This window comes from Pseudomonas sp. YA1 (assembly GCF_058680555.1).
In genome coordinates, this window is the sequence record NZ_JBZWBG010000003.1 from 306,159 (window position 1) to 325,664 (window position 19,506).

A 19,506-nucleotide genomic window follows, 5' to 3' on the forward strand; every position below is an offset into this window, starting at 1 on the left:
CGGTCGCTCCTCAGCTGCTGCGGGTGGAGATGCGCACGACCGAGGCGGGGGCGGCGAATCCTTCGAAGCGCTGCAGCTCTCGGTCCCGATGGGGCGCGCCGGCCAGGTCGACGGCGCCGATGGTTTCCTCCCAGTAGGCGCTGCCCAGTTGCACCAGCAGGCGTTGGGCATTCTCCAGCGAAGCGGCCGGAACCCGGCCGTGGCGGTCCGCGGCGGCATAGTTGAGCAGGAGCGCCATGCGGATCGCTTCGTCCTGTACGTTGGAGTGCTCGACACCCTGGCCGTCGGCGCCCAGCAGATAGGAGCGCCAGTTGAGGACCTGGGCGAAGAGGCGCCGGTAGGCTTCGAACTGGAAGTAGCGATCCTCCTCGGAGCGGTAGAGCGCGCACTGACTTGCGAAGAACTGTTCCAGCGCGGGTTTCGCCCAGCCGGGTGTACCCGGGAGGTGTTCGCCCAGTTCGTCGAAGCCGCTCTGGCTTTCCGCCAGGGCATGGACGTACTGCATCTGTTGTGGGTCCAGGTGCTGTTCGCCCTGGTAGGCGATGGCCAGGCTGAGTTCCTTGAGCTGGTCGGTGCCGACGTATCCATCGAGATGGCGCAGGCCACGGTTCAGGCGGTATTCCTGCAGCGAGTCGAAGAGGCCGGAGGCGCCGGTAATGAAATTGCTTCCCAGGTTGGTGTCGAAGCACAGCTCGGGGAACTTGCTGGCCAGATAGTTGCGGTAGTAGTAGGCATGGCCGATGCGCAGGCTGAACAGATCGCTCTCCAGCAGGCGGCGGTAGTAGCTGTTGCCGTCGGCGTCGCGGCTGGCCAGCGCCTGGCAGAGGTTCACGACGTTGGTGCGGGCGTAGTAGGCGACCAGGGCCTGGGTAGTCCCGCTGGTGATGTCGAAGCGGCGTAGCCGCAGGCCGGAGGCGGTCAGGCTGTTGCCGAAAAACAGTTCGTCGAAAAGGCCGGCGAGGGCGCTGGGCGCCTTGTCACGGTCCTGCAGGTTCTCCCGTTCGCGTAGCCGCGCCTTGCCCTGGCGGATGGTGTTGCCATAGCACTTCCAGGCATAGGCGGAGAGCGCTGCGTAGAAATCGTCCAGCGCGTTGGCGTTGCGCAGGAAGTAACCGCACAGCGACCGGTTGTCGTCGGAGACCCCGGTCCCCTCTCCACAATGGATGTGCAGGACCACCTTGCGGGTTTCCGGCTTGCCGTCCAGGTAGCGGCGAAACACCGCGGCCTGTCCGAGGAGGAAGTCGAAGAACTGTCGGTACAGGCCGGTAGCGGTCTCCATGCCGAGCAGGTCGATGCCGACCAGCCGGGCCTGCGGTGGCTGCCCCTGCTGTATTTCGAAATGACGGAGGATCCTGTGCAGCTCGGCATCGAAGGCGGCTTCGCTGGCATAGCCATGCGCGGTGTGGGCGAGCAGGCGGTAGGCGGTCTTCTCGGAGGCGTTGAATTGTTCGAACAGGGAATCGAGAACGGCCACCTCGTCTTCCCCCGTCGCCGTCTGGGTATGGCTGATTCCTTCGTGGAGGAGGAACCCCAGCGTCAGGCAGGCGAATTCGCCCGGATGGCGATCGCGGATGGCGCCGCGGGCCCAGTAGGCGTCGTCGAACGGTGTGTACTTGTTGCCGCTCCAGATCTTGCGGTTGAAGTAGCGGACGAACTGGTCCGTCTCGCTGTCGCGAACCGCGCTCGCACCGAGCAGTTCCAGGGTGCCGAGGTAGATCGCTGGCTGGTCGATGGCCGCTGGCGGCGAGGTCCGGCCAAAACGTTGCGCCAGGATGAGGCAGGCGAGATAGATGTTCTCCGCCGCGCATTCGCCGCGCAGGTAGCCCTGACGGTCGGTCGCGGCGAACGGATTGCGCCTGACCATCCGCTGCAGAGCCAGTTCGAACAGCTCATAGTGCGCGGCCTGGCGAGCCTCCTCCAGCGCCTTGCCGTCGACGTCCGGGGCGACGCCGCGGGCACTCATCAGCAGCCCGATCAGGGAAAGCTCCTGGCCTTTCTCCAGGCTCACCTGCCGCTCGCCGACGCGGAAGACCCGGCGGTCGCGCGTCCAGCGGCTGTTGCTTTCCACCGGCAGGATGCCGGCGAAGTGACTATGGAAGTCGAAGGGATAGCGATGGAACCTGACCGGTTCTTCCAGCTTGAAATAGGCCATGACGGCTCTCCTGTGCCAGGGCCGGACGCCGCCGGCCCCGCCGGTGGTGGCTACGATTGGGTGTCCTTGCCGCCGCGACTGGCGAGGGTCTCGCTGTACTTGGCGATGCTCTGGTCGATCTTGTCGATGGCGAAGCTGGCCGATTCCGCCTCGATCGCCCCGGCCGCCGCGGCTACCGCGGCGGCGGCGCCCATCAGCAGGTCGGTGGCGAGGGCGCCGAGCGCGTCCTCGGCAGCCTGGGCCAGCTTGTTTTCGGCGATGTTCTGGGTCATCTGCCGGAGCAGGATCGCCTGGCTGGCCAGGGCGATCTTGCTGACTCCGTCGAAGTAGCTGGCGGCGGATTGCGCCACCAGCCCGGAGGCCTGGCTGATCATCATGTTCGGCGCGATGGCGATCTGCGACGGCGCATAGCCGGCGGTTTCGCTGTTGCTCATCTGCACCGCCTGCACGACTTGACTGTTCAGGGCGCTGGTGTCCGGCGGCGGCGCCTCGGTCTGCTTGAGCAGGCGCTCGCTCATGCCGGCCAGCGGCGAAGGGCGCGACGGCAGCTTCACGTCGCCGTTGGCGGACGCCCTGCCGCCGCTGGCTGGCGTCTGCCGGCCGGCCTCGCCGGGGGCGGCGGCTTGCTCGCTGTCGCCGGATGGCGCGGGCGCGGGCGCGGATTTCTTGCCGAAGCCGAACATGTCTGGGCACTCCTGGGATCAAGGGGCGGGTCAGATACCTTTCTTGTCTTCTATCGCCATGATCATCGACACCGCCTTGGAAACCACCGCGGTGGAGATCTGGTTCAGGGCCTGCTGGCTGTAGACTGCGTTCTGCAGGGACAGGCCGGCGGAATGGCTGGCGATCTGGTAGAGCGCGGCGATGGCCTGGGCCGGGGCTTCGGCGACCACCTTGACGTTGGTCTGGGTGACGGCATCGGTGATCTGGGCATTCACAGCCGTGGGGTCAGCCATGGGACTCTCCTTGAATGGGCAGGTGCTCGTCGGGCAGGGGGGCCGGTCGCACGGGCCTCGACTCGCTTGTCAGGAATGAACGCGGCTGCGTCTGTCTTGTGAAACGTCGCCGGCGAAAAAGTCGGCGCTCAGCCGCGAGCGCAGCAACTGCACGCGCTTGCGCACCAGCGGCGGGGCGATGCCGAGTTGGCTGGCGATGTCGGCATAGGGCAGTTCTTCGATGAAGCGCAGCTCGAAGAGCTGCTGCTGTTGGCGCGACAGCGAGGCCAGGGCCTTGTCCACCTGGTCGAGACGTTCCAGCTGCTCCAGGCGTTCCAGCGGCGAGCCGACGGCGGCGAAGCGCTCCAACTGACCATCGTGCAGGTCGATGCCGCGGTCGATGAGGCGGTCCTCGCGGATCTGGTGGCGCGCGCTGTCCAGGTAGACGTGTTCCAGGACCAGGAACAGGAAGCCCTGGGGGTCGCGTACCCGCTCCGGTGACTGGCGCAGGAACAGCAGCGCCTTGACCGCGGTGCTCGACAGCCATTCTTCGGCCCGATGGCTGTTGCCGCGCGCAAGGCGTTGCGCGCGTTTGCGCAGGCCAGCCTGCGCGGCACGCCAGCTTTCCTCGAACAGGCGATCGGAACAGGTTTCGTTGCCGCCTGGCTGATTCGGACGATCCATAACCGCTACCTCCCTGGTTGCTCGTGTCGGCGAGCAGTCTGTGAGGCGGGCGGTGGGCGAGGCTGTTACCTGGGTGACAGGGGCGCGGCTGGTAGTTCGGCCTTGCGTCGCAGGCGACCGAGGTCGTTGATCAGGATCCGGTCGTTGCGGCAGCTGATCAGCCCTTCGCGTTTCCATATTTGCAGTTGCGCGTTGAGCTTCGGGCGGCTGGCGTTGAGCATCGCTGCTAGGATGCTCTGGTTGGTCGGTAGCGTCGCGCAGGCTCCCTCGGGTTGTTCGCTCGCCAGGCTGGCCAGGAGATGGCGCGCCAGGCGCGACTCCAGGCGATGCAGGCAGACCCTCTCGACGAAACCGGAGGCTTCGCGCAGGCGCGAACAGAGGAGGGCCAGCGCGCGGTTGAGGAATTCCGTGTCGGCGATCAACGGGGCGAAGTGACGTCGGTGGAGGATCAGCACCGACGCCGCGCCGGAGGCGTAGGCAGAGGTCTCGCGGCGGTTCGGCTGGATCAGCGCGGTTTCCCCGATCACTTCGCCAGGACGGATATCATTGACGATCAGCTCCCGCCCGTCCGGCCCGTAGAGCACGGTATAGAGGTGTCCGCCGAGGACCAGGCCGATGAAGTCTTCAGGATCGTGCTTGAGGAACAGGACGTCCTTGTCGCGCAACCGGCGCTCCGACGCATGGGTCGCCACGTGCCGCAGCAGATCGGGCAGCCCGTGCAGCAGCGGGCACCGTTGCAGCAGGGTGTAGTGGCGTGAACAGCGGTCTTCCGTTGACTCGTTCGAGTGCATGCCTGCGCCTTCGCCAGATTGATCGGCAGCTCCGGCGAGGTACGACATGCTCGCTGCAGAGCAATCAGTGGGGACGTGTGCGGCGAAGGGGTGTGAAGCTCCGGCTACCCGGCAGAACTGCTAGGTACGGACTCGGCGCGCTCCGGCAATCGGGCGGGCGGTCCGTTTTTTATTCGGAAAGGGTAGCGAGGTTTGGGCTGGCGGGAGGCGGCCCCGAGCGCACGGATGGCGGTCGGGGCGGGACGGCCGGTGGCCGTGACGGGCTCAGTGCCGCGGGCTGTCCTCGGGCAGCGCGAGCAACTGCTTTTCGCGGTTCCAGTCGAACGTTTCGCCGCGCTCTTCGGCTTCGTAGCGGCGCTCGTCGAGGCGCTGGAACAGGTCGATCTCTTCGTCCGGCATGAAGTGCAGGCAATCGCCGCCGAAGAACCACAGCAGGTCGCGCGGTACCAGGTGGGCGATCTGCGGATAGCGGTGGAAGACCTGGGAAATCAGGTCCTGGCCGAGGTATTGGGCGCCTTCCGGGTCGCGCGGCAGTTCGTCCATCAGTTCGTCGAAACGCTCGAGGAACAGCCCGTGGTTTTCTTCCGGCACCTGCTCGGCCTCGCCCAGGGCGCCGAGGATGTTGCGCAGGTGCTGGAGCAGGGCGAGGTGGTGCTCGAGGTAGGAGTTGGCCATGACGGGTCCTCTGGAAAAAAGCTGGGCAGTATAAAGGGTTTCGCGGCGCCGGCCAGTTTCAGCGGATCGCCGGGGACTGGCTCTGGCGCCGGCGGTTTTCCAGTTGCCGGCGTTCGCTATCGAGGCGCCGCTGGTCCTGCTCCAGGCGCCAGCGCTGCTGGTCCAGTTGCTGCTGGCGGATCAGGTTGTCCTGCATCTGTCGCTGCTGCCGTTGCCGCTGCAAATTCTGCTGCTGGCGTTGCAGTTGATCCTGCTGCAATTGCAGGCGTTGTTCGTCGAAGCGCTGGCGCTGTTCCTGGAGCTGGCGTTGGCGCTGTTCGCCGGCGCGCTGCACCGCCTGCTGGTGCGGCTGCACGCCATAGGGCGCAGGCGGTGCGGCCTGCGCCGGGGGCAGGAGGAGAAACGAGGCTGCCAGGCCGGTGGCAAGTAGCTTGAGCATGATGGCCTCCCGTACGTCAGGGATGTGCCCGTCGATTCTAGCCAATCGCCCGGGTTTGGGTGGGTGAAGACGACAAAGGCGCCGGAAGGCGCCTTTGTCGGTTGCGACCGTCGCTTTGCCGCGGAGTGTCAGCGGATCCTGCCGTCGGCCAGTTGCAGTTCCTCCTTGGCGAAGTCGTCGACGTCGATCACCTTGCGCCGTGCCGCTTCGGCCTGGTGCAGGGCTTGCGCCTGCTCGGCGCTCAGCACGCCGGCGGCGGCGCCGGCATCGATCGGGTTCTGCCCCGCTTGCGGCTGGACCCTGCCTTCCTTGATCGCCTTGTGCAGGGTTTTCTCCAGCGCGGCGCTTTCGCGTACCGCGTCGAAGGCGTGGGCGAGGGCACCGACCGGGTCCTGCGGGTCCTTCGGCAGGAACGCGCCAGCGAGGATCGCCTGCAACGCCGGGTCGTCGTCCGGACGGCCGAGGATTTCCGCGATCTCGGCGTCCAGTTCGTCGCTCGGCCCTTTGTGCCGGCGGCCGAACGGCAGTACCAGGACCTTCAGCGCGCAGCCGAAGAAGCGGCTGGGGAAGTTGTTCAGCAGGTCCTCCAGCGCCGCCTCGGCCTTGCCGAGGTTTTCCTCCATGGCCCAGCGCAGCAGCGGATGCAGGTAGTCCGGGTTGCCCAGGTCGTGGTAGCGCTTGAGCGCCGCCGAGCCCAGGTAGAGATAGCTGAGGACATCGCCGAGACGCGCGGAGAGGCGTTCCTTGCGCTTCAGTTCGCCGCCCAGCAGCATCATGCTGAAGTCGGCGAGCAGGGCGAAGGACGCCGCCAGGCGGTTCAGCGCGCGGAAGTAGGGACGGCTGATGCGGTCGCCGGGGGCGTTGCCGAGGTAGCCGCAGCTGAGACTGAGGAGGAAGCTGCTGGCGGCGTTGCCGACGGCGAAGCCGATGTGCTTCACCAGCAGCGCGTCGAACTCGCGGGCGGCCTGGTCCTTGTCCTCGCGCTGGGCCAGTTCCATTTCCTTGAGTACGTACGGATGGCAGCGGATCGCGCCCTGGCCGAAGATCATCAGGTTGCGCGAGAGGATGTTCGCGCCTTCCACCGTGATGAAGATCGGCGCGCCCTGCCAGGAACGACCCAGGTAGTTGTTCGGGCCCATGATGATGCCCTTGCCGCCATGGATGTCCATGGCATGGGCGATGCACTCGCGGCCGCGCTCGGTGAGGTGGTACTTGAGGATCGCCGAAAGCACCGAGGGCTTCTCGCCGAGGTCCACCGCGTTGGCGGTGAGGATTCGCGCGCTGTCCATCAGCCAGGCGTTGCCGCCGATGCGGGCGAGCGCCTCCTGGATGCCTTCGAAGGCGGCGATCGGCACGTTGAACTGCTCGCGGACCTGAGCGTAGCGACCGCTGACGTAGCTGCTGGCCTTGCCGGCGCTGGTGCCCACCGCCGGCAGCGAGATGGAGCGTCCGACCGACAGGCAGTTCATCAGCATCATCCAGCCTTTGCCGATCATTTCCTGCCCGCCGATGATGTACTCCAGCGGCACGAACACGTCCTTGCCGGAGTTCGGACCGTTCATGAAGGCGGCGCCCAGCGGCACGTGGCGGCGGCCGATCTCGACCCCGGGGGTGTCGGTGGGGATCAGCGCCAGGGTGATGCCCAGGTCCTCCTCGTCGCCCAGCAGATGGTCCGGGTCGTGGCACTTGAAGGCCAGGCCGAGGAGGGTGGCCACCGGGCCTAGGGTGATGTAGCGCTTTTCCCAGGTCAGGCGCAGGCCGAGCACCTCGCGACCTTCCCATTCGCCCTTGCAGACGATGCCGACGTCGGTCATGCCGCCGGCATCGGAGCCCGCGTAGGGGCCGGTGAGGGCGAAGCAGGGGATGTCGTCGCCCTTGGCCAGGCTCGGCAGGTAGCGCTGGCGCTGCTCGTCGGTGCCGTAGTGGAGCAGCAGCTCGGCCGGGCCGAGGGAGTTCGGCACCATCACCGTCGAGGCCAGGTCGCCGCTACGGGTGGCGAGCTTCATCACCACCTGTGAGTGGGCGAAGGCGGAGAAGCCCTTGCCGCCGTACTCCTTGGGAATGATCAGGCCGAAGAAGCCGTGCTGCTTGATGAAGGCCCACGCTTCTTCCGGCAGGTCCATGCGCTGGCCGATGTCCCAGTCGCTGACCATGGCGCAGAGTTCTTCGGTCGGGCCGTCGACGAAGGCCTGCTCTTCTTCGGTGAGTTGCGCCTTGGGGTAGTCGAGCAGTTTCTGCCAGTCCGGGCGGCCGCTGAACAATTCGCCATCCCACCACACGGTGCCCGCCTCGATGGCCTCGCGCTCGGTGTCGGACATCGGCGGCAGGACTTTCTGGAACCAGGCGAACAGCGGACCGCTGAGCACGCGCCGGCGCAGGTCGGGCAGGGCGAGGGGAAGCGCCACCGCCAGCCAGAGCAGCCAGAAGACCAGCAGCAGCCAGCCGGGCGCGTGGCTGAACACGCCCATCAGGATCAGGTAGGCGGCGCTGATGCCGAGCGCGGGAGCGGGTGGGGTACGCCGATGGGCGAGGTAAGCGACACCGAGTACCAGTACGACTAACCAGAGCAACAACATGCGGAATCCTCCATGAAGACGCCAGGCGGCGTCTCGAGCTTAGCCCGTTTGCCGCCGTTTGGCGGCAGGGCCGGTCAGCTTGGCCGGTTTGTCACGTTATAGGCGAAAACTTCCCGTTTAGACTGGGACAAATTGCCCGCCGGGAGCCCGCCATGCAGTCCTACCTACAATCCGGCCGCTTCGTGGATAGTGACCACCCCGTGGTGGTGGAGTTCGCGGAAAAATCCCGGGGGAACTCGGCGAAACCGCGTGACCAGGCGGTCGCGCTGTACTACGCGGTACGCGACGGGGTGCGCTACAACCCCTACGTGTTCAGCCGCGATCCGCAGACCCTGAAGGCCAGCCACGCCCTGCAGCAGGGCGAGTCCTATTGCGTGCCCAAGGCCATCCTGCTCGCCGCCTGCGCCCGGCATTGCCGGATTCCGGCGCGGATCGGCCTGGCCGACGTGCGCAACCACCTGGCCACGCCGCGCCTGCTGGAAGCGCTGCGCAGCGAGGTGTTCGCCATGCACGGCTATACCGAGCTGTACCTCGAGGGCCGCTGGGTGAAGGCCACCCCGGCGTTCAACCGTGCCTTGTGCCGCGCCTTCGACGTCGCTCCGCTGGAGTTCGACGGCGTCGCCGACAGCGTCTTCCATCCATTCAACCGCCAGGGCGAGCGCTACATGGAGTACCTGGCCGATCACGGCCAGTTCGCCGACCTGCCGGAGGAACTGTTCTTCTCCCACTTGCAGCAGCACTATCCGCACCTGTTCTCCGGCCGCCCGCTGGCCCTGGGCGGCGATTTCCAGGCCGAGGCCGGACAAGATGAAGGGCGTCGATAGTCACCATCAGCCGGCGCGTCTTCCTTCTTCGGTCCATCCTCGGTAGGGTGCGGCATGTCGTCCGGGCGCTCCGGCGACCCATCCGCCGCATCAACCGAAGAGGGAACGCAGAGTATGTTGACCATCTGGGGCCGGAAGAACTCGAGCAATGTGCGCAAGGCGCTGTGGTGCGCCGAGGAGGCTGGCCTGGAGTACCGGACGGTGGATGCCGGCGGGGCGTTCGGCCTGGTGGATGAGCCGGCGTTCCGCGCGATGAACCCGAACGGTCGGGTGCCGGTGATCGAGGACGACGGCTTCGTCCTCTGGGAGTCCAACGCCATCGTCCGCTACCTGGCCGCCCGCTATGCGCCGGGCGACCTCTATCCGCAGGACCCGGTGCGCCGCGCCGACGCCGACAAGTGGATGGACTGGACCACCTCGACTCTCGCCGGGCCGTTCCGCGACCTGTTCTGGGGAACGCTGCGTACGCCGCCGGAGCAACGCGACGAGGCCCTGATCGCAAAGGCGTTGCAGACCTGCGGCGAGTTGCTGCGGGTGCCGGACCAGACCCTGGCCGGCCAACCCTGGCTGTCCGGCGAACGCTTCGGCATGGGTGACATTCCCCTGGGCTGTTTCATCTACGCCTGGTTCGAGATGCCCATCGAGCGCCCGCCGCTGCCCCACCTCGATGCCTGGTACCTGCGCTTGCGCGAGCGCCCGGCGTTCCGCACCGCGGTAATGACCGAACTGACCTGAGCCGGCTACTGTTGCATTTTGTTACCCGTAGCCTTATCTAGCTCTTCCTCTTCACCTTCCGACACGGGAAGCCTAATGAGTTCCGCCCTGTCCATCCGTCAATTGACGAAAACCTACGGCAACGGTTTCCAGGCCCTCAAGGGCATCGACCTGGACGTCGCCGAAGGTGATTTCTTCGCCTTGCTCGGCCCCAACGGCGCGGGCAAGTCCACCACCATCGGGATTCTCTCGACCCTGGTGAACAAGACCAGCGGTTCGGTCTCGGTGTTCGGCCACGACCTCGACAAGGACCCGGCCGGCCTCAAGCGTTGCCTTGGCGTGGTGCCGCAGGAGTTCAACTTCAACCAGTTCGAGAAGGTCTTCGACATCGTCGTGACCCAGGCCGGCTACTACGGCATCCCGGCGAAGATCGCCAAGGAGCGCGCCGAGCGCTACCTGACCCAACTGGGCCTGTGGGACAAGCGCAACGAAGCCTCGCGGATGCTCTCCGGCGGCATGAAGCGGCGCCTGATGATCGCCCGCGCACTGGTCCACCAGCCGCGCCTGCTGATCCTCGACGAGCCCACCGCCGGGGTCGACATCGAGCTGCGTCGTTCGATGTGGAGCTTCCTCACAGAACTCAACCAGGAAGGCATCAGCATCATCCTCACCACCCACTACCTGGAAGAGGCGGAGCAGCTCTGCCGCAACATTGCCATCATCGACCACGGCGAGATCGTGCAGAACACCAGCATGCGCGACCTGCTGATGACCCTGCATTCGGAAACCTTCCTGCTCGACCTGAAGAACGTCCAGGCCCTGCCGCCGACTCTCGACGGCTACCCGACGCGGCTGGTGGACGATCACACCCTCGAAGTGCAGGTGGAGAAAAGCCAGGGCATCAACGATCTGTTCGCCCAGTTGGGCGCACAAGGCATCGAGGTACTGAGCCTGCGCAACAAGACCAATCGCCTGGAGGAGCTGTTCGTGTCGCTGGTGGAGAAGAACCTGACGAGGATCGCCCGATGAGCAGCGAGCTGAGCGCCAACCTGGTCGCCCTGAACACCATCGTCTACCGCGAGGTGCGCCGCTTCACCCGGATCTGGCCGCAGACCCTGCTGCCGCCGGCGATCACCATGGTCCTGTACTTCGTGATCTTCGGCAATTTGATCGGCCGCCAGATCGGCGATATGGGCGGCTTCACCTACATGGAATACATCGTGCCCGGCCTGATCATGATGTCGGTGATCACCAACGCCTACGGCAACGTGGTGTCGAGCTTCTTCGGCAGCAAGTTCCAGCGCTCGGTGGAGGAGCTGCTGGTGTCGCCGGTATCGCCGCACACCATCCTCCTCGGCTACACCATCGGCGGTGTGCTGCGCGGCCTGGCGGTGGGGGTGATCGTGACCCTGCTGTCGCTGTTCTTCACCAAGCTGCAGGTGCACCACCTGGGCATCACGGTACTGGTAGTGGTACTGACCGCGACCATCTTCTCCCTGGGCGGTTTCATCAACGCGGTGTTCGCGCGCAACTTCGACGACATCTCGATCATCCCGACCTTCGTGCTGACGCCGCTGACCTACCTGGGTGGGGTGTTCTACTCGATCAACCTGCTGCCGCCGTTCTGGCAGACGGTGTCGCTGGCCAACCCGATCCTGCACATGGTCAACGCCTTCCGCTACGGCATCCTCGGTGTCTCTGACATCCGCATCGGCGTGGCCATCGGCTTCATGTTGCTGGCCACCGCGGTGCTGTATTTCGGCTGTGTACGGCTGCTGGTGAGCGGGCGCGGCATGCGCCAGTGAAGCGCTCGACGGCATGAAGCACGAAGCCCCCGTCATGGGGGCTTCGCGTTTCACGGGCGCGGGCGGGCGAAATCGATGACGAAACGGGTCCAGCCGTCGGCTGACTCGCAGCGAATCTCGCCGCCGTGGGCCTGGACGATGGAGCGGCAGATCGCCAGGCCGAGCCCGGCGTGTTCGCCCTGGCCTTCGCGGCGCGCCGGATCGGCACGATAGAACCGGTCGAACAGGCGCGGCAAGCGCTCGGGAGGAATCGCCGGACCCTGGTTCTCCACGCTCAGGCGCCGGTCGCCGAGACGGATGCGGATCTCGCCGCCATCGGCGGTGAAGCGCAGGGCATTGTCCAGTAGATTGGCCAGCACCCGCCGCAGCATGCCGCGGTCGCCCGGCAGGCTCAGGCTGCCTTCGCGCAGCAGGCGGATATCGTGGTCTTCCGCCAGCGGCTGGTAGAACTCCAGCAGCGAGTCGACTTCCGCGCCCAGGTCCAGGGCCTGCCGGCTGGGCGCCAGCAGGCCGTGGTCGGCCTTGGCCAGCAACAGCATGTCGTTGACCATCGCGGTGAGCCGCTCCAGCTCCTCGAGGTTGCCGTGCAGGGCCTCGCGATAGTCCTCCAGCGAGCGCGGGCGGGACAGTACCACCTGGGTCTGGGTCAGCAGGCTGGTGAGCGGGGTGCGCAACTCGTGGGCGATATCGGCGGAGAACGCCGAGAGGCGCTGGAAGGCTTCTTCCAGGCGCGCCAGCATGGCGTTCAGCTCGCCGGCCAGGCCGCGCAGCTCCTCTGGCATCCGGCTGGCGTCGAGGCGGGTGGTGAGGGAGTTGGCGGAAACCCGCGCGGCGACTTCGCGCATCCGTCGCAGCGGCGCCAGGCTGGCGCCGGTGGCCCAGGCGCCGAGCAGCGCGGTGGCCAGCGCCGACAGGCTCATGGTCAGCCAGATCAACTGGCGCATGCGTTGCAGGAAGTGCTGGTGATGACTGATGTCGAGGATCACGGTGAGTCGCGGCGAAGCGTCGTTGCCGGGCTCCAGCGGGGCGCCGAGTTCGCGGTTGGCGGGCAGGCCGGGATGCGCAGGCTGCGGCAGGCGCTCGAACCAGAGGTTGCCATCCGGGCCGTTCAGGCGCAGGCCGAGGTCGGGGTGGCGTGCCAGTTCGCGCAGCAGTTCCGCTTCGCGGCGGCGCATCTGCTGTTCCGAGCCGAGGCCGCGCAGTTCGTCGCGAAACACCGCGAGCTTGGCGGACATCGCCAGGTGGTCGAGTTCGACGAAATGCTCGTCGATGGCCCTGCTGAAGATCAACCCGGCGATCAGCGAGACCGCCGCCGTGCAGGCGGCGAACAGCAGGCTCAGGCGGACGCCGAGGGACATCCGCGAGCCGAACCCGGCGCTCATTCGTCGCGCTCTTCGAGAACGTAGCCCATGCCGCGCACGGTATGGATCAGGCGCTGCGGGTAGTCGTCGTCGACCTTGGCGCGCAGGCGGCGGATGGCCACCTCGATGACGTTGGTGTCGCTGTCGAAGTTCATGTCCCAGACCTGCGAGGCGATCAGCGACTTGGGCAGCACCTCGCCGCTGCGCCGCAGCAGCAGTTCGAGCAGGGCGAACTCCTTGGCGGTGAGGTCGATCCGCTTGCCCTGGCGTTGCACCCGGCGGCGCAGCAAATCGAGTTCGAGGTCGGCCAGTTGCAGGGTGGTCTCCTGCAATTGCTGGCTGCCTCGGCGTAGCAGGGTGCGCACCCGGGCGAGCAGTTCGACGAAGGCGAAGGGCTTCACCAGGTAATCGTCGGCGCCTTGTTCGAGGCCGCGCACGCGGTCCTCGACGGCATCGCGAGCGGTCAGGAACAGCACCGGTACGGTCATCCCGGCGTCGCGCACGCTGCGCAGGATCTGCCAGCCGTCACGGCCGGGCAGCATGACGTCGAGGATCAGCAGGTCGTAGTCGCCGCCCAGGGCCAGTTGCTCGCCCTCGTTGCCATCGTCGCTCAGGTCGACGGCGAAGCCTGCCTCGGCGAGCCCCTGGCGCAGATACTGGCCGATGCGCGGTTCGTCTTCGACGATCAGCAGTTTCATGTTCATCCCTCGTTACATTTGCCGGCCATGCCGACCTGTTTCTGACAGCATCGTAATCAGTAGGTAACGGGGGCGACAGTGGCCCCCGCGCAGACTACAGGGGAACTCATTCGAGGAGACTTCCCATGCGTACCTTCACTGCCTCCACCCTCGCTTTCCTGCTGGTCCTCGCCCCGACCGTTCCGGCCATGGCCGACAGCGGCGGCGACATCGTCTTCGAGCGCATGCAGGCCCAGGCCGCCAAGGCTCGTGCCGCGCACCAGGAGAAACTGGCGAAGCAGGCCGAAGCGACGAAGAAGGACAAGGAAAACTGCTGATCGCCAGTTCTTCCATCCCCCCGGCTCCACACGGGATGACGGAGGGCTCCGATCCCGTCTTCACCCGCCACCGGTTTCCTGGTTTCCGGTCGGCGGGTTTTTTATGCCCGTCGGTGGCGCTGGGCGATCTTAGCCTTCGCGGTCCGCAACGGCGGCAAGCTGACAAAGATGTAATGCTCCCGACAGCCAGCCGGCAGGCGTAGCGGCACAGGATAGGCGACATCAACCCCGATGGAGATTCCCCGTATGTTTCCGCGTCGCCTGCTTCCCGCTTCCCTGATCGTCCTCGGCGTGCTTTTCGGCGCCAGCGCCCAGGCTTCTCCGGCCCATGGCCAGGCCTTCGGCAAGCCGGCCCAGGCCGCGCAGGCCAGCCGCAGCATCGAGGTGGTGCTCGGCGACATGTACTTCAAGCCGCGGGCGATCGAGGTCAAGGCCGGCGAGACGGTCCGCTTCGTGCTGAAGAACGAAGGCAAGCTGTTGCACGAGTTCAACCTGGGCGACGCGGCGATGCATGCCGAGCACCAGAAGGAAATGCTGGAGATGCAGCAGTCCGGGATGCTCACCCCGACCGGCATGGCGTCGATGGACCATAGCCAGATGGGCCCGGGCATGGCCGGCATGGACCATGGCCGGATGATGAAGCACGACGACCCCAACAGCGTACTGGTCGAGCCGGGCAAGAGCGCCGAGCTGACCTGGACCTTCGCCAAGGCCACCCGGCTGGAGTTCGCCTGCAACATCCCCGGCCACTACCAGGCCGGGATGGTCGGTCAACTGACCGTGCAGCCCTGAGCCGGCGGACGGCCGGCGTGAAGATGCCGGCCGATCCGTATACACTTGCCGCCGCCCGCCAGTGCGGCGCGGCGCGCGGGGAAGGGCCCTGCGCGATTCATCCAGCAGGTTTCCCTCATGCAGCATCCCGCCGAACATTCGCCGCTGGGCAAGACCAGCGAATACGTCTCCAGCTATACGCCGTCGCTGCTGTTCCCCATTTCACGCACGGCGAAATGGGCCGAGCTTGGCCTGAGCGCCGAGACCCTGCCTTATCGCGGCGTGGATATCTGGAACTGCTACGAGCTGTCCTGGCTGACCCCGGCCGGCAAGCCGGTGGTGGCGATCGGTGAGTTCTCGATCCCGGCGGACTCGCCGAACATCATCGAGTCGAAGTCGTTCAAGCTCTACCTCAATTCTCTCAACCAGTCCGCCTTCGACAGTCGCGAGGCGCTCCGTACGGTGTTGGAGAAAGATCTCTCGGCCGCTGCCGGTGCGCCCGTGGGCGTGCGCCTGCGCAGCCTCGACGAGGTGGCCGAGGAGGGCATCGGGCGCCTGCCGGGGCGCTGCATCGACGAGCTGGACATCGCCGTCGACGGCTACGAGCAGCCGCGCCCGGAACTGCTGCGCTGCGACGCTGGGCGGATCGTCGAGGAGCAGCTCTACAGCCACCTGCTCAAGTCCAACTGCCCGGTCACCGGCCAGCCCGACTGGGGCACCCTGGTGGTCGACTACCGGGGCCCGGCGCTGGACCCGGCCAGCCTGCTGGCCTACCTGGTTTCCTTCCGCCAGCACCAGGACTTCCACGAACAGTGCGTCGAACGCATCTTCCTCGACCTGCAGCGCCTGCTGCAGCCGCAGGCGCTCAGCGTCTACGCGCGCTACGTACGCCGTGGCGGCCTGGATATCAATCCCTACCGCAGCCTGGCGGAGGTCGCGCCGGACAACCGTCGCCTGGTGCGCCAGTAACGCCTCGCAACACGCGGATACGAAAAAGCCCCGGCCATGCCGGGGCTTTTCATTTCGGCAAGTCGTTCAGATACCCATGTTGGCCAGGCTCTGCACGATGGAGCGGAGCGTGCCGGCGAGGGTCGGGTGGCTGACCTCGAAACGCTCGACGGCGAGGTTGACCCCATCGACCAGGCTGCCTTCGTTGAGGGCGTCCTCGTTGGCCAGTTTCAGTTCGATGTCCCTGATCAGGAGTTCCAGTTCGGCGCGCTGCTCTTCGTTCAGCGGCGGTTGTTGCTCCAGTTGCTCGCGCAGGGCGGACAGTTCGCGCAGCAGACTCTCTTTCGGCATGGTATTTCCCTCGACGTACAAGTCTTCGGTGGACCTCCGGCGGGCGCCGAAAGGTCCGTCCATGCCGAACAGATTAACCTGTCGGGCGCAGATGTGCGCGATCCGGATCAATCCGCAGCAGGCGTTCCAGCAGCGGGAAGAAGTGCGTCAGTTCGGGAGTGCGCATGGCCGGGTCCTTGGCCAGGTCGTCGAGGCGGCGCAGGGTCAGGCCGTCCTGGGCATAGGGCGCCTTGATGTAGGCCGCGGCGGCACGCTCGTCGAACGGCCCGCCTTGCAGCACCAGGCTGTGCCGGGAGGCCGGCGACAGGCTGGCGTGGTAGCTCGGGTCCACCGCGCAGAGGAAGCGCTTGGCCGATACGTGCAGGCGCACCGGCTGCCAGACCGACTCGGGGAACAGCTCGCGTAGCAGGCGTGCGCCGAATTCCTCGTGGCGCAGGTCCTCCTCGTCGATCTGCGCCGGGTCTTCGTAGAGGTGGCCGATATCGTGCAGCAGGGCGGCGACTACAAGGCTGTCCGAGCAGCCGGCGCGCTCGGCCAGGGTCGCACACTGCAGCGCGTGCTCGGCCTGGCTGACTGCCTCGCCATAGGGCTCGGCGCCATGGCTGGCGAAGCGTTCGGCCAGTTCGTCGAGAAAGCGGTGACGGGCGCGGCTCATGGTTTTTCTCCTTTCAGGCGGCGGACGGCGAGGTCGTGCAGGCAGGGTTGCAACTCGCCCAGGTGATCGATCACGGAATGCACGCCCAGGCGGTACAGTTCCAGGGTGGCGTCGGCGCGCAAGCGGTCGCGCTCGGTGTGTCCGAGAGCGTCCCAGTCGGCCGGCGAGAGGCCGCACGACGGCCCGCTGGCGGCCAGGCCGATGGTCCATAGCCCGGCATTGAGTCCGGCCTGGAGTTGACGCGGTTGGGCGCTGACCAGCACGCAGCCGTCGAGGCGCTCGATGCCCAGCCGGGCGAGGGCCTGCCAGCAGCCATCGGGGGCCGGCCAGGGGCGCGCGCCGGCGAGGGGGATCAGGGCGTTCGCTCGGCCGAGCGGCGCGGCAAGGCGCTGGCAGACCGATTCCGGTAGCTCGTCCTGCCAGGCGTAGGGAATCCGTTGTTCGTCCAGGCTCTCCAACAGGGCCACGGCACCGGCGATGGCCTCGGCCTGTTCCCCGGCGGCTTCGTCGAGGGCCTGCTCCAGGCGCTGGCGCTCGCTCTTGTTCGGCTTGCGCTGCAACAGGAAGCTTTGTGCCTCGGCGAAGGGCAGCAGACTGGCGTCGCGGAGGTGTTCGGCAGGGCTATGCGGATGGCTGCGCAGCAGCGCCAGGGACAGGGTCCGGGCGCCGAAATCCACCAGTCCGCCGGAGAGTCCGAAGAGCAGGGCGGTGAAGCGCGGGAGTTGGTCGGAGCTGGGCATGCGAAAGGCGTCTGGCAAATGGTCTAGGCCAGCCTAGAGGGGTTTTGTGACGCCGCCGTGACGTTTTCGTGGCAGTGGCGATAGGCCGACGGGCTGCCGTTATAATCGGCCGGTCTGAATCAGCGAGGCCGTCATGCCGGTCGATCAATCTCGTCAGTACCTGCGCATCCGCGACCAGCTCGCCGCGGATATCGCCCAGGGCGTGCTGCAGGTGAAACTTCCCTCCGAGCGGGAGTTGGCCGAGCGCTTCCTGTGTACCCGCATCACCCTTCGCGAAGCCCTGCAGCAACTGGAAACCGAAGGCCTGGTCTATCGCGAGAACCGCCGCGGCTGGTTCGTCGCGCCGCCGCGGATCCGCTACAACCCGACCCGTACCACCGGCTTCATGGAATACGTCAGCGCCCAGGGACGCCAGCCGCGTACCGAGACGTTGCACGCCGAGCGGCGAGCAGCCGGCGCCTGGCTGGCCAAGCGGATGGGGCTGGAGGACAGCGCGCCGGTGTATTTCCTGCAACGGCGCCGCTGGGTGGACGAGCGTCCGGTGCTGATCGAACTGATCGCCCTGGATGCCGGGTGGTGCCCGGGCCTGCTGGATCACGACCTCGATACTTCGCTGATGAGCCTGCTGCGCGAGCGTTTCGGCCTGCAGCCGACGCGCTGCCAACTGGCGATGCACCCGACCGCGCTGAACGCGGCCCAGGCCGAGCCGCTGCAACTGGCGCCGGGTTCGCCGGCGCTGTACCTGGAGCGACTGAGTTACGCGGAGGGGCAGAGGGTGGTCGAGTTCGACCAGGAGTTCTGGCGCCCGGACGCCCTGGAGATCGTGCTCGACGCGGCCTATCCGGGCGCCTGAGTCAGGTGATCGCGGCGCGTATGCTGTCCGGCACGGGCGTCGAACGGTTTTCCGCGTGGCGCACCCAGACCAGCTTGCAGTGGCCTTCGCCATAGGTGCCTTGCGGATCTTCCAGGGTGCTCAGGCGATGTTCCAGTACCAGGCTGCTGGTGCCCAGCTTGCCGGCGTACAGTTCCACCACCACGGTGGCCGGATGCACCACCGGCTTCAGGTAGGTGTGCAGGCTTTGCAGCACCACCGGCCCCTCGGCAGCGCCTTCCAGGTCGATGCCGAGGGTTTCGAACCAGGCCACCCGTGCTTCTTCCAGGTACTGGAAATAGAGGGTGTTGTTGACGTGCCCGTAGCTGTCCATGTCGCCCCAGCGCACCGGGATATGGGCCGTGTGTAGCAATTGTCTGTCAGCCATCTCGTAACTCTTCTAGTCTCAAAATCGATGCGAGCCTATATACTGCGCGCACGCTGAAGCCGCGCTGGCGGCCAAGACTAGTCATGCAAAGGAGATACAGCAATGCGCGCCCGCGGCGTGAACTGGATCGAACGTAGTGCCCGAATCCTGGCTTGCGCCAGCCTCGCATTGGCACCCACGCTGTCCCTGGCGGCCAGTGAAGAAGACCCTTGGGAAAGCATCAACCGTCCCATCTTCACCTTCAACGACACCCTGGACACCTATGCGCTGAAACCGCTGGCCCAGGGTTACCAGAAGGTCACCCCGAACTTCGTTCAGGACGGCGTGCACAACTTCTTCAACAACCTCGGCGACGTGAAGAACCTGGCCAACAACCTGTTGCAGGCCAAGTTCCACAATGCCGGTGTGGACACCAGCCGCCTGCTGTTCAACAGCACCTTCGGTCTGGCCGGCTTGATCGACGTGGCGACCCCGATGGGCCTGCAGCGCAACGACGAGGACTTCGGCCAGACCCTGGGCTATTGGGGCGTCGGCAGCGGCCCGTACGTGATGCTGCCGTTCCTCGGCCCGAGCACGCTGCGCGATGCCCCGGCGAAGATCCCGGACATCTATGTCGGTCCCTACCACTACATGGACGACGTACGCGCGCGCAACGTGATGTTCGGCATCAACACCGTCGACACCCGTGCCAACCTGCTGAAGTCGGAAAAACTGATCAGCGGCGACAAGTACATCTTCATCCGCAACGCCTACCTGCAGAACCGCGAATTCAAGGTCAAGGACGGCGAGGTGGAGGACGACTTCTAAGTCG

General features: G+C 66.3%; 22 protein-coding genes and 1 pseudogene. 9 read left to right on the forward strand and 14 right to left on the reverse strand.

Going from position 1 to position 19,506, the window contains the following annotated elements:
- Nucleotides 1-10: 10 nt before the first annotated feature.
- The 8 genes from AC4OR5_RS05795 to AC4OR5_RS05830 all read right to left on the reverse strand — a co-directional run bounded on the left by AC4OR5_RS05795 (nt 11) and on the right by AC4OR5_RS05830 (nt 8,252).
- A complete protein-coding gene (locus AC4OR5_RS05795) occupies nt 11-2,152 on the reverse strand; it encodes a hypothetical protein (protein ID WP_058160081.1) in 2,142 nt (713 codons plus the stop codon).
- Nucleotides 2,153-2,202: 50 nt separating this feature from the next.
- Complete coding sequence (locus tag AC4OR5_RS05800) at nt 2,203-2,835, reverse strand: hypothetical protein (protein ID WP_003108962.1); 633 nt, start codon at nt 2,833-2,835, stop codon at nt 2,203-2,205.
- 30 nt (nt 2,836-2,865) lie between these two features.
- Nucleotides 2,866-3,108: a RebB family R body protein gene (locus tag AC4OR5_RS05805; protein ID WP_003090893.1), complete on the reverse strand. Its 243-nt coding sequence runs from the start codon at nt 3,106-3,108 to the stop codon at nt 2,866-2,868.
- 69 nt (nt 3,109-3,177) lie between these two features.
- Entirely contained in the window at nt 3,178-3,771 is a 594-nt protein-coding gene (locus AC4OR5_RS05810; RefSeq protein WP_058160080.1) for an RNA polymerase sigma factor, read from the reverse strand.
- A gap of 65 nt (nt 3,772-3,836) precedes the next feature.
- A complete protein-coding gene (locus AC4OR5_RS05815) occupies nt 3,837-4,562 on the reverse strand; it encodes a Crp/Fnr family transcriptional regulator (RefSeq protein ID WP_003108957.1) in 726 nt (241 codons plus the stop codon).
- Nucleotides 4,563-4,826: 264 nt separating this feature from the next.
- Entirely contained in the window at nt 4,827-5,237 is a 411-nt protein-coding gene (locus tag AC4OR5_RS05820) for a PA2817 family protein (protein WP_003090890.1), read from the reverse strand.
- Nucleotides 5,238-5,295: 58 nt separating this feature from the next.
- On the reverse strand, nt 5,296-5,676 hold the full coding sequence (locus AC4OR5_RS05825) for a PA2816 family glutamine-rich protein (protein ID WP_003119883.1): 381 nt from the start codon (nt 5,674-5,676) through the stop codon (nt 5,296-5,298).
- 128 nt (nt 5,677-5,804) lie between these two features.
- Nucleotides 5,805-8,252 (reverse strand): acyl-CoA dehydrogenase, encoded by a 2,448-nt coding sequence (locus AC4OR5_RS05830; RefSeq protein WP_033984780.1) that lies wholly within the window; start codon nt 8,250-8,252, stop codon nt 5,805-5,807.
- Nucleotides 8,253-8,404: 152 nt separating this feature from the next.
- Between AC4OR5_RS05830 and AC4OR5_RS05835 the strand changes: the two genes are divergently transcribed.
- From AC4OR5_RS05835 to AC4OR5_RS05850, 4 genes are all read left to right on the forward strand, one after another.
- Complete coding sequence (locus AC4OR5_RS05835) at nt 8,405-9,076, forward strand: transglutaminase-like domain-containing protein (protein WP_003119884.1); 672 nt, start codon at nt 8,405-8,407, stop codon at nt 9,074-9,076.
- Between the two features lie 114 nt (nt 9,077-9,190).
- Nucleotides 9,191-9,811, forward strand: a complete 621-nt coding sequence (locus AC4OR5_RS05840; RefSeq protein ID WP_003090886.1) for a glutathione S-transferase family protein — start codon at nt 9,191-9,193, stop codon at nt 9,809-9,811.
- A 75-nt stretch (nt 9,812-9,886) separates the two neighbouring features.
- The gene (locus AC4OR5_RS05845) at nt 9,887-10,819 is read left to right on the forward strand and encodes an ABC transporter ATP-binding protein (RefSeq protein WP_003090885.1); all 933 of its coding nucleotides are present in this window, start codon (nt 9,887-9,889) and stop codon (nt 10,817-10,819) included.
- Complete coding sequence (locus AC4OR5_RS05850; protein ID WP_003122535.1) at nt 10,816-11,595, forward strand: ABC transporter permease; 780 nt, start codon at nt 10,816-10,818, stop codon at nt 11,593-11,595. The genes AC4OR5_RS05845 and AC4OR5_RS05850 overlap by 4 nt, the downstream gene beginning before the upstream one ends.
- Nucleotides 11,596-11,645: 50 nt before the next feature.
- Here the strand turns inward: AC4OR5_RS05850 and AC4OR5_RS05855 are convergent, their stop codons facing one another.
- Both AC4OR5_RS05855 and AC4OR5_RS05860 read right to left on the reverse strand, forming a co-directional pair.
- Nucleotides 11,646-12,977 carry a sensor histidine kinase gene (locus AC4OR5_RS05855; protein ID WP_023125682.1) on the reverse strand — a complete coding sequence of 444 codons (1,332 nt, stop codon included), beginning with the start codon at nt 12,975-12,977 and terminating at the stop codon, nt 11,646-11,648.
- Nucleotides 12,974-13,654 carry a heavy metal response regulator transcription factor gene (locus AC4OR5_RS05860; protein ID WP_003098784.1) on the reverse strand — a complete coding sequence of 227 codons (681 nt, stop codon included), beginning with the start codon at nt 13,652-13,654 and terminating at the stop codon, nt 12,974-12,976. The genes AC4OR5_RS05855 and AC4OR5_RS05860 overlap by 4 nt, the downstream gene beginning before the upstream one ends.
- A 125-nt stretch (nt 13,655-13,779) precedes the next feature.
- Here AC4OR5_RS05860 and ptrA point away from each other — a divergent pair, with 125 nt between their 5' ends.
- The 3 genes and pseudogenes from ptrA (at nt 13,780) to queF (ending at nt 15,711) form a co-directional block, all read left to right on the forward strand.
- Nucleotides 13,780-13,971 (forward strand): T3SS anti-activator PtrA, encoded by a 192-nt coding sequence (gene ptrA / locus AC4OR5_RS05865; RefSeq protein ID WP_003090881.1) that lies wholly within the window; start codon nt 13,780-13,782, stop codon nt 13,969-13,971.
- A gap of 212 nt (nt 13,972-14,183) precedes the next feature.
- Nucleotides 14,184-14,763 (forward strand): annotated as a pseudogene (gene copI / locus AC4OR5_RS05870) (copper-resistant cuproprotein CopI).
- Nucleotides 14,764-14,880: 117 nt separating this feature from the next.
- A complete protein-coding gene (gene queF / locus AC4OR5_RS05875) occupies nt 14,881-15,711 on the forward strand; it encodes an NADPH-dependent 7-cyano-7-deazaguanine reductase QueF (RefSeq protein WP_023436210.1) in 831 nt (276 codons plus the stop codon).
- 66 nt (nt 15,712-15,777) lie between these two features.
- Here the strand turns inward: queF and AC4OR5_RS05880 are convergent, their stop codons facing one another.
- From AC4OR5_RS05880 to pcrP, 3 genes are all read right to left on the reverse strand, one after another.
- A complete protein-coding gene (locus AC4OR5_RS05880) occupies nt 15,778-16,041 on the reverse strand; it encodes a DUF4404 family protein (protein ID WP_003090878.1) in 264 nt (87 codons plus the stop codon).
- A 73-nt stretch (nt 16,042-16,114) separates the two neighbouring features.
- Nucleotides 16,115-16,696, reverse strand: a complete 582-nt coding sequence (locus tag AC4OR5_RS05885; protein ID WP_003090877.1) for a phosphonate degradation HD-domain oxygenase — start codon at nt 16,694-16,696, stop codon at nt 16,115-16,117.
- Nucleotides 16,693-17,436 (reverse strand): HAD superfamily inactivated hydrolase PcrP, encoded by a 744-nt coding sequence (pcrP, locus tag AC4OR5_RS05890; RefSeq protein WP_023125684.1) that lies wholly within the window; start codon nt 17,434-17,436, stop codon nt 16,693-16,695. The genes AC4OR5_RS05885 and pcrP overlap by 4 nt, the downstream gene beginning before the upstream one ends.
- A gap of 133 nt (nt 17,437-17,569) precedes the next feature.
- On the opposite strand from pcrP, the gene AC4OR5_RS05895 reads away from it, so the two are divergent.
- Complete coding sequence (locus AC4OR5_RS05895) at nt 17,570-18,289, forward strand: UTRA domain-containing protein (RefSeq protein ID WP_003104061.1); 720 nt, start codon at nt 17,570-17,572, stop codon at nt 18,287-18,289.
- A 1-nt stretch (nt 18,290) separates the two neighbouring features.
- On the opposite strand, the gene AC4OR5_RS05900 is transcribed toward AC4OR5_RS05895, so the two are convergent.
- A complete protein-coding gene (locus tag AC4OR5_RS05900) occupies nt 18,291-18,695 on the reverse strand; it encodes an acyl-CoA thioesterase (RefSeq protein WP_058160078.1) in 405 nt (134 codons plus the stop codon).
- Nucleotides 18,696-18,797: 102 nt separating this feature from the next.
- Here AC4OR5_RS05900 and AC4OR5_RS05905 point away from each other — a divergent pair, with 102 nt between their 5' ends.
- Nucleotides 18,798-19,502, forward strand: a complete 705-nt coding sequence (locus tag AC4OR5_RS05905) for an MlaA family lipoprotein (RefSeq protein WP_003090872.1) — start codon at nt 18,798-18,800, stop codon at nt 19,500-19,502.
- Nucleotides 19,503-19,506 lie beyond the last annotated feature (4 nt).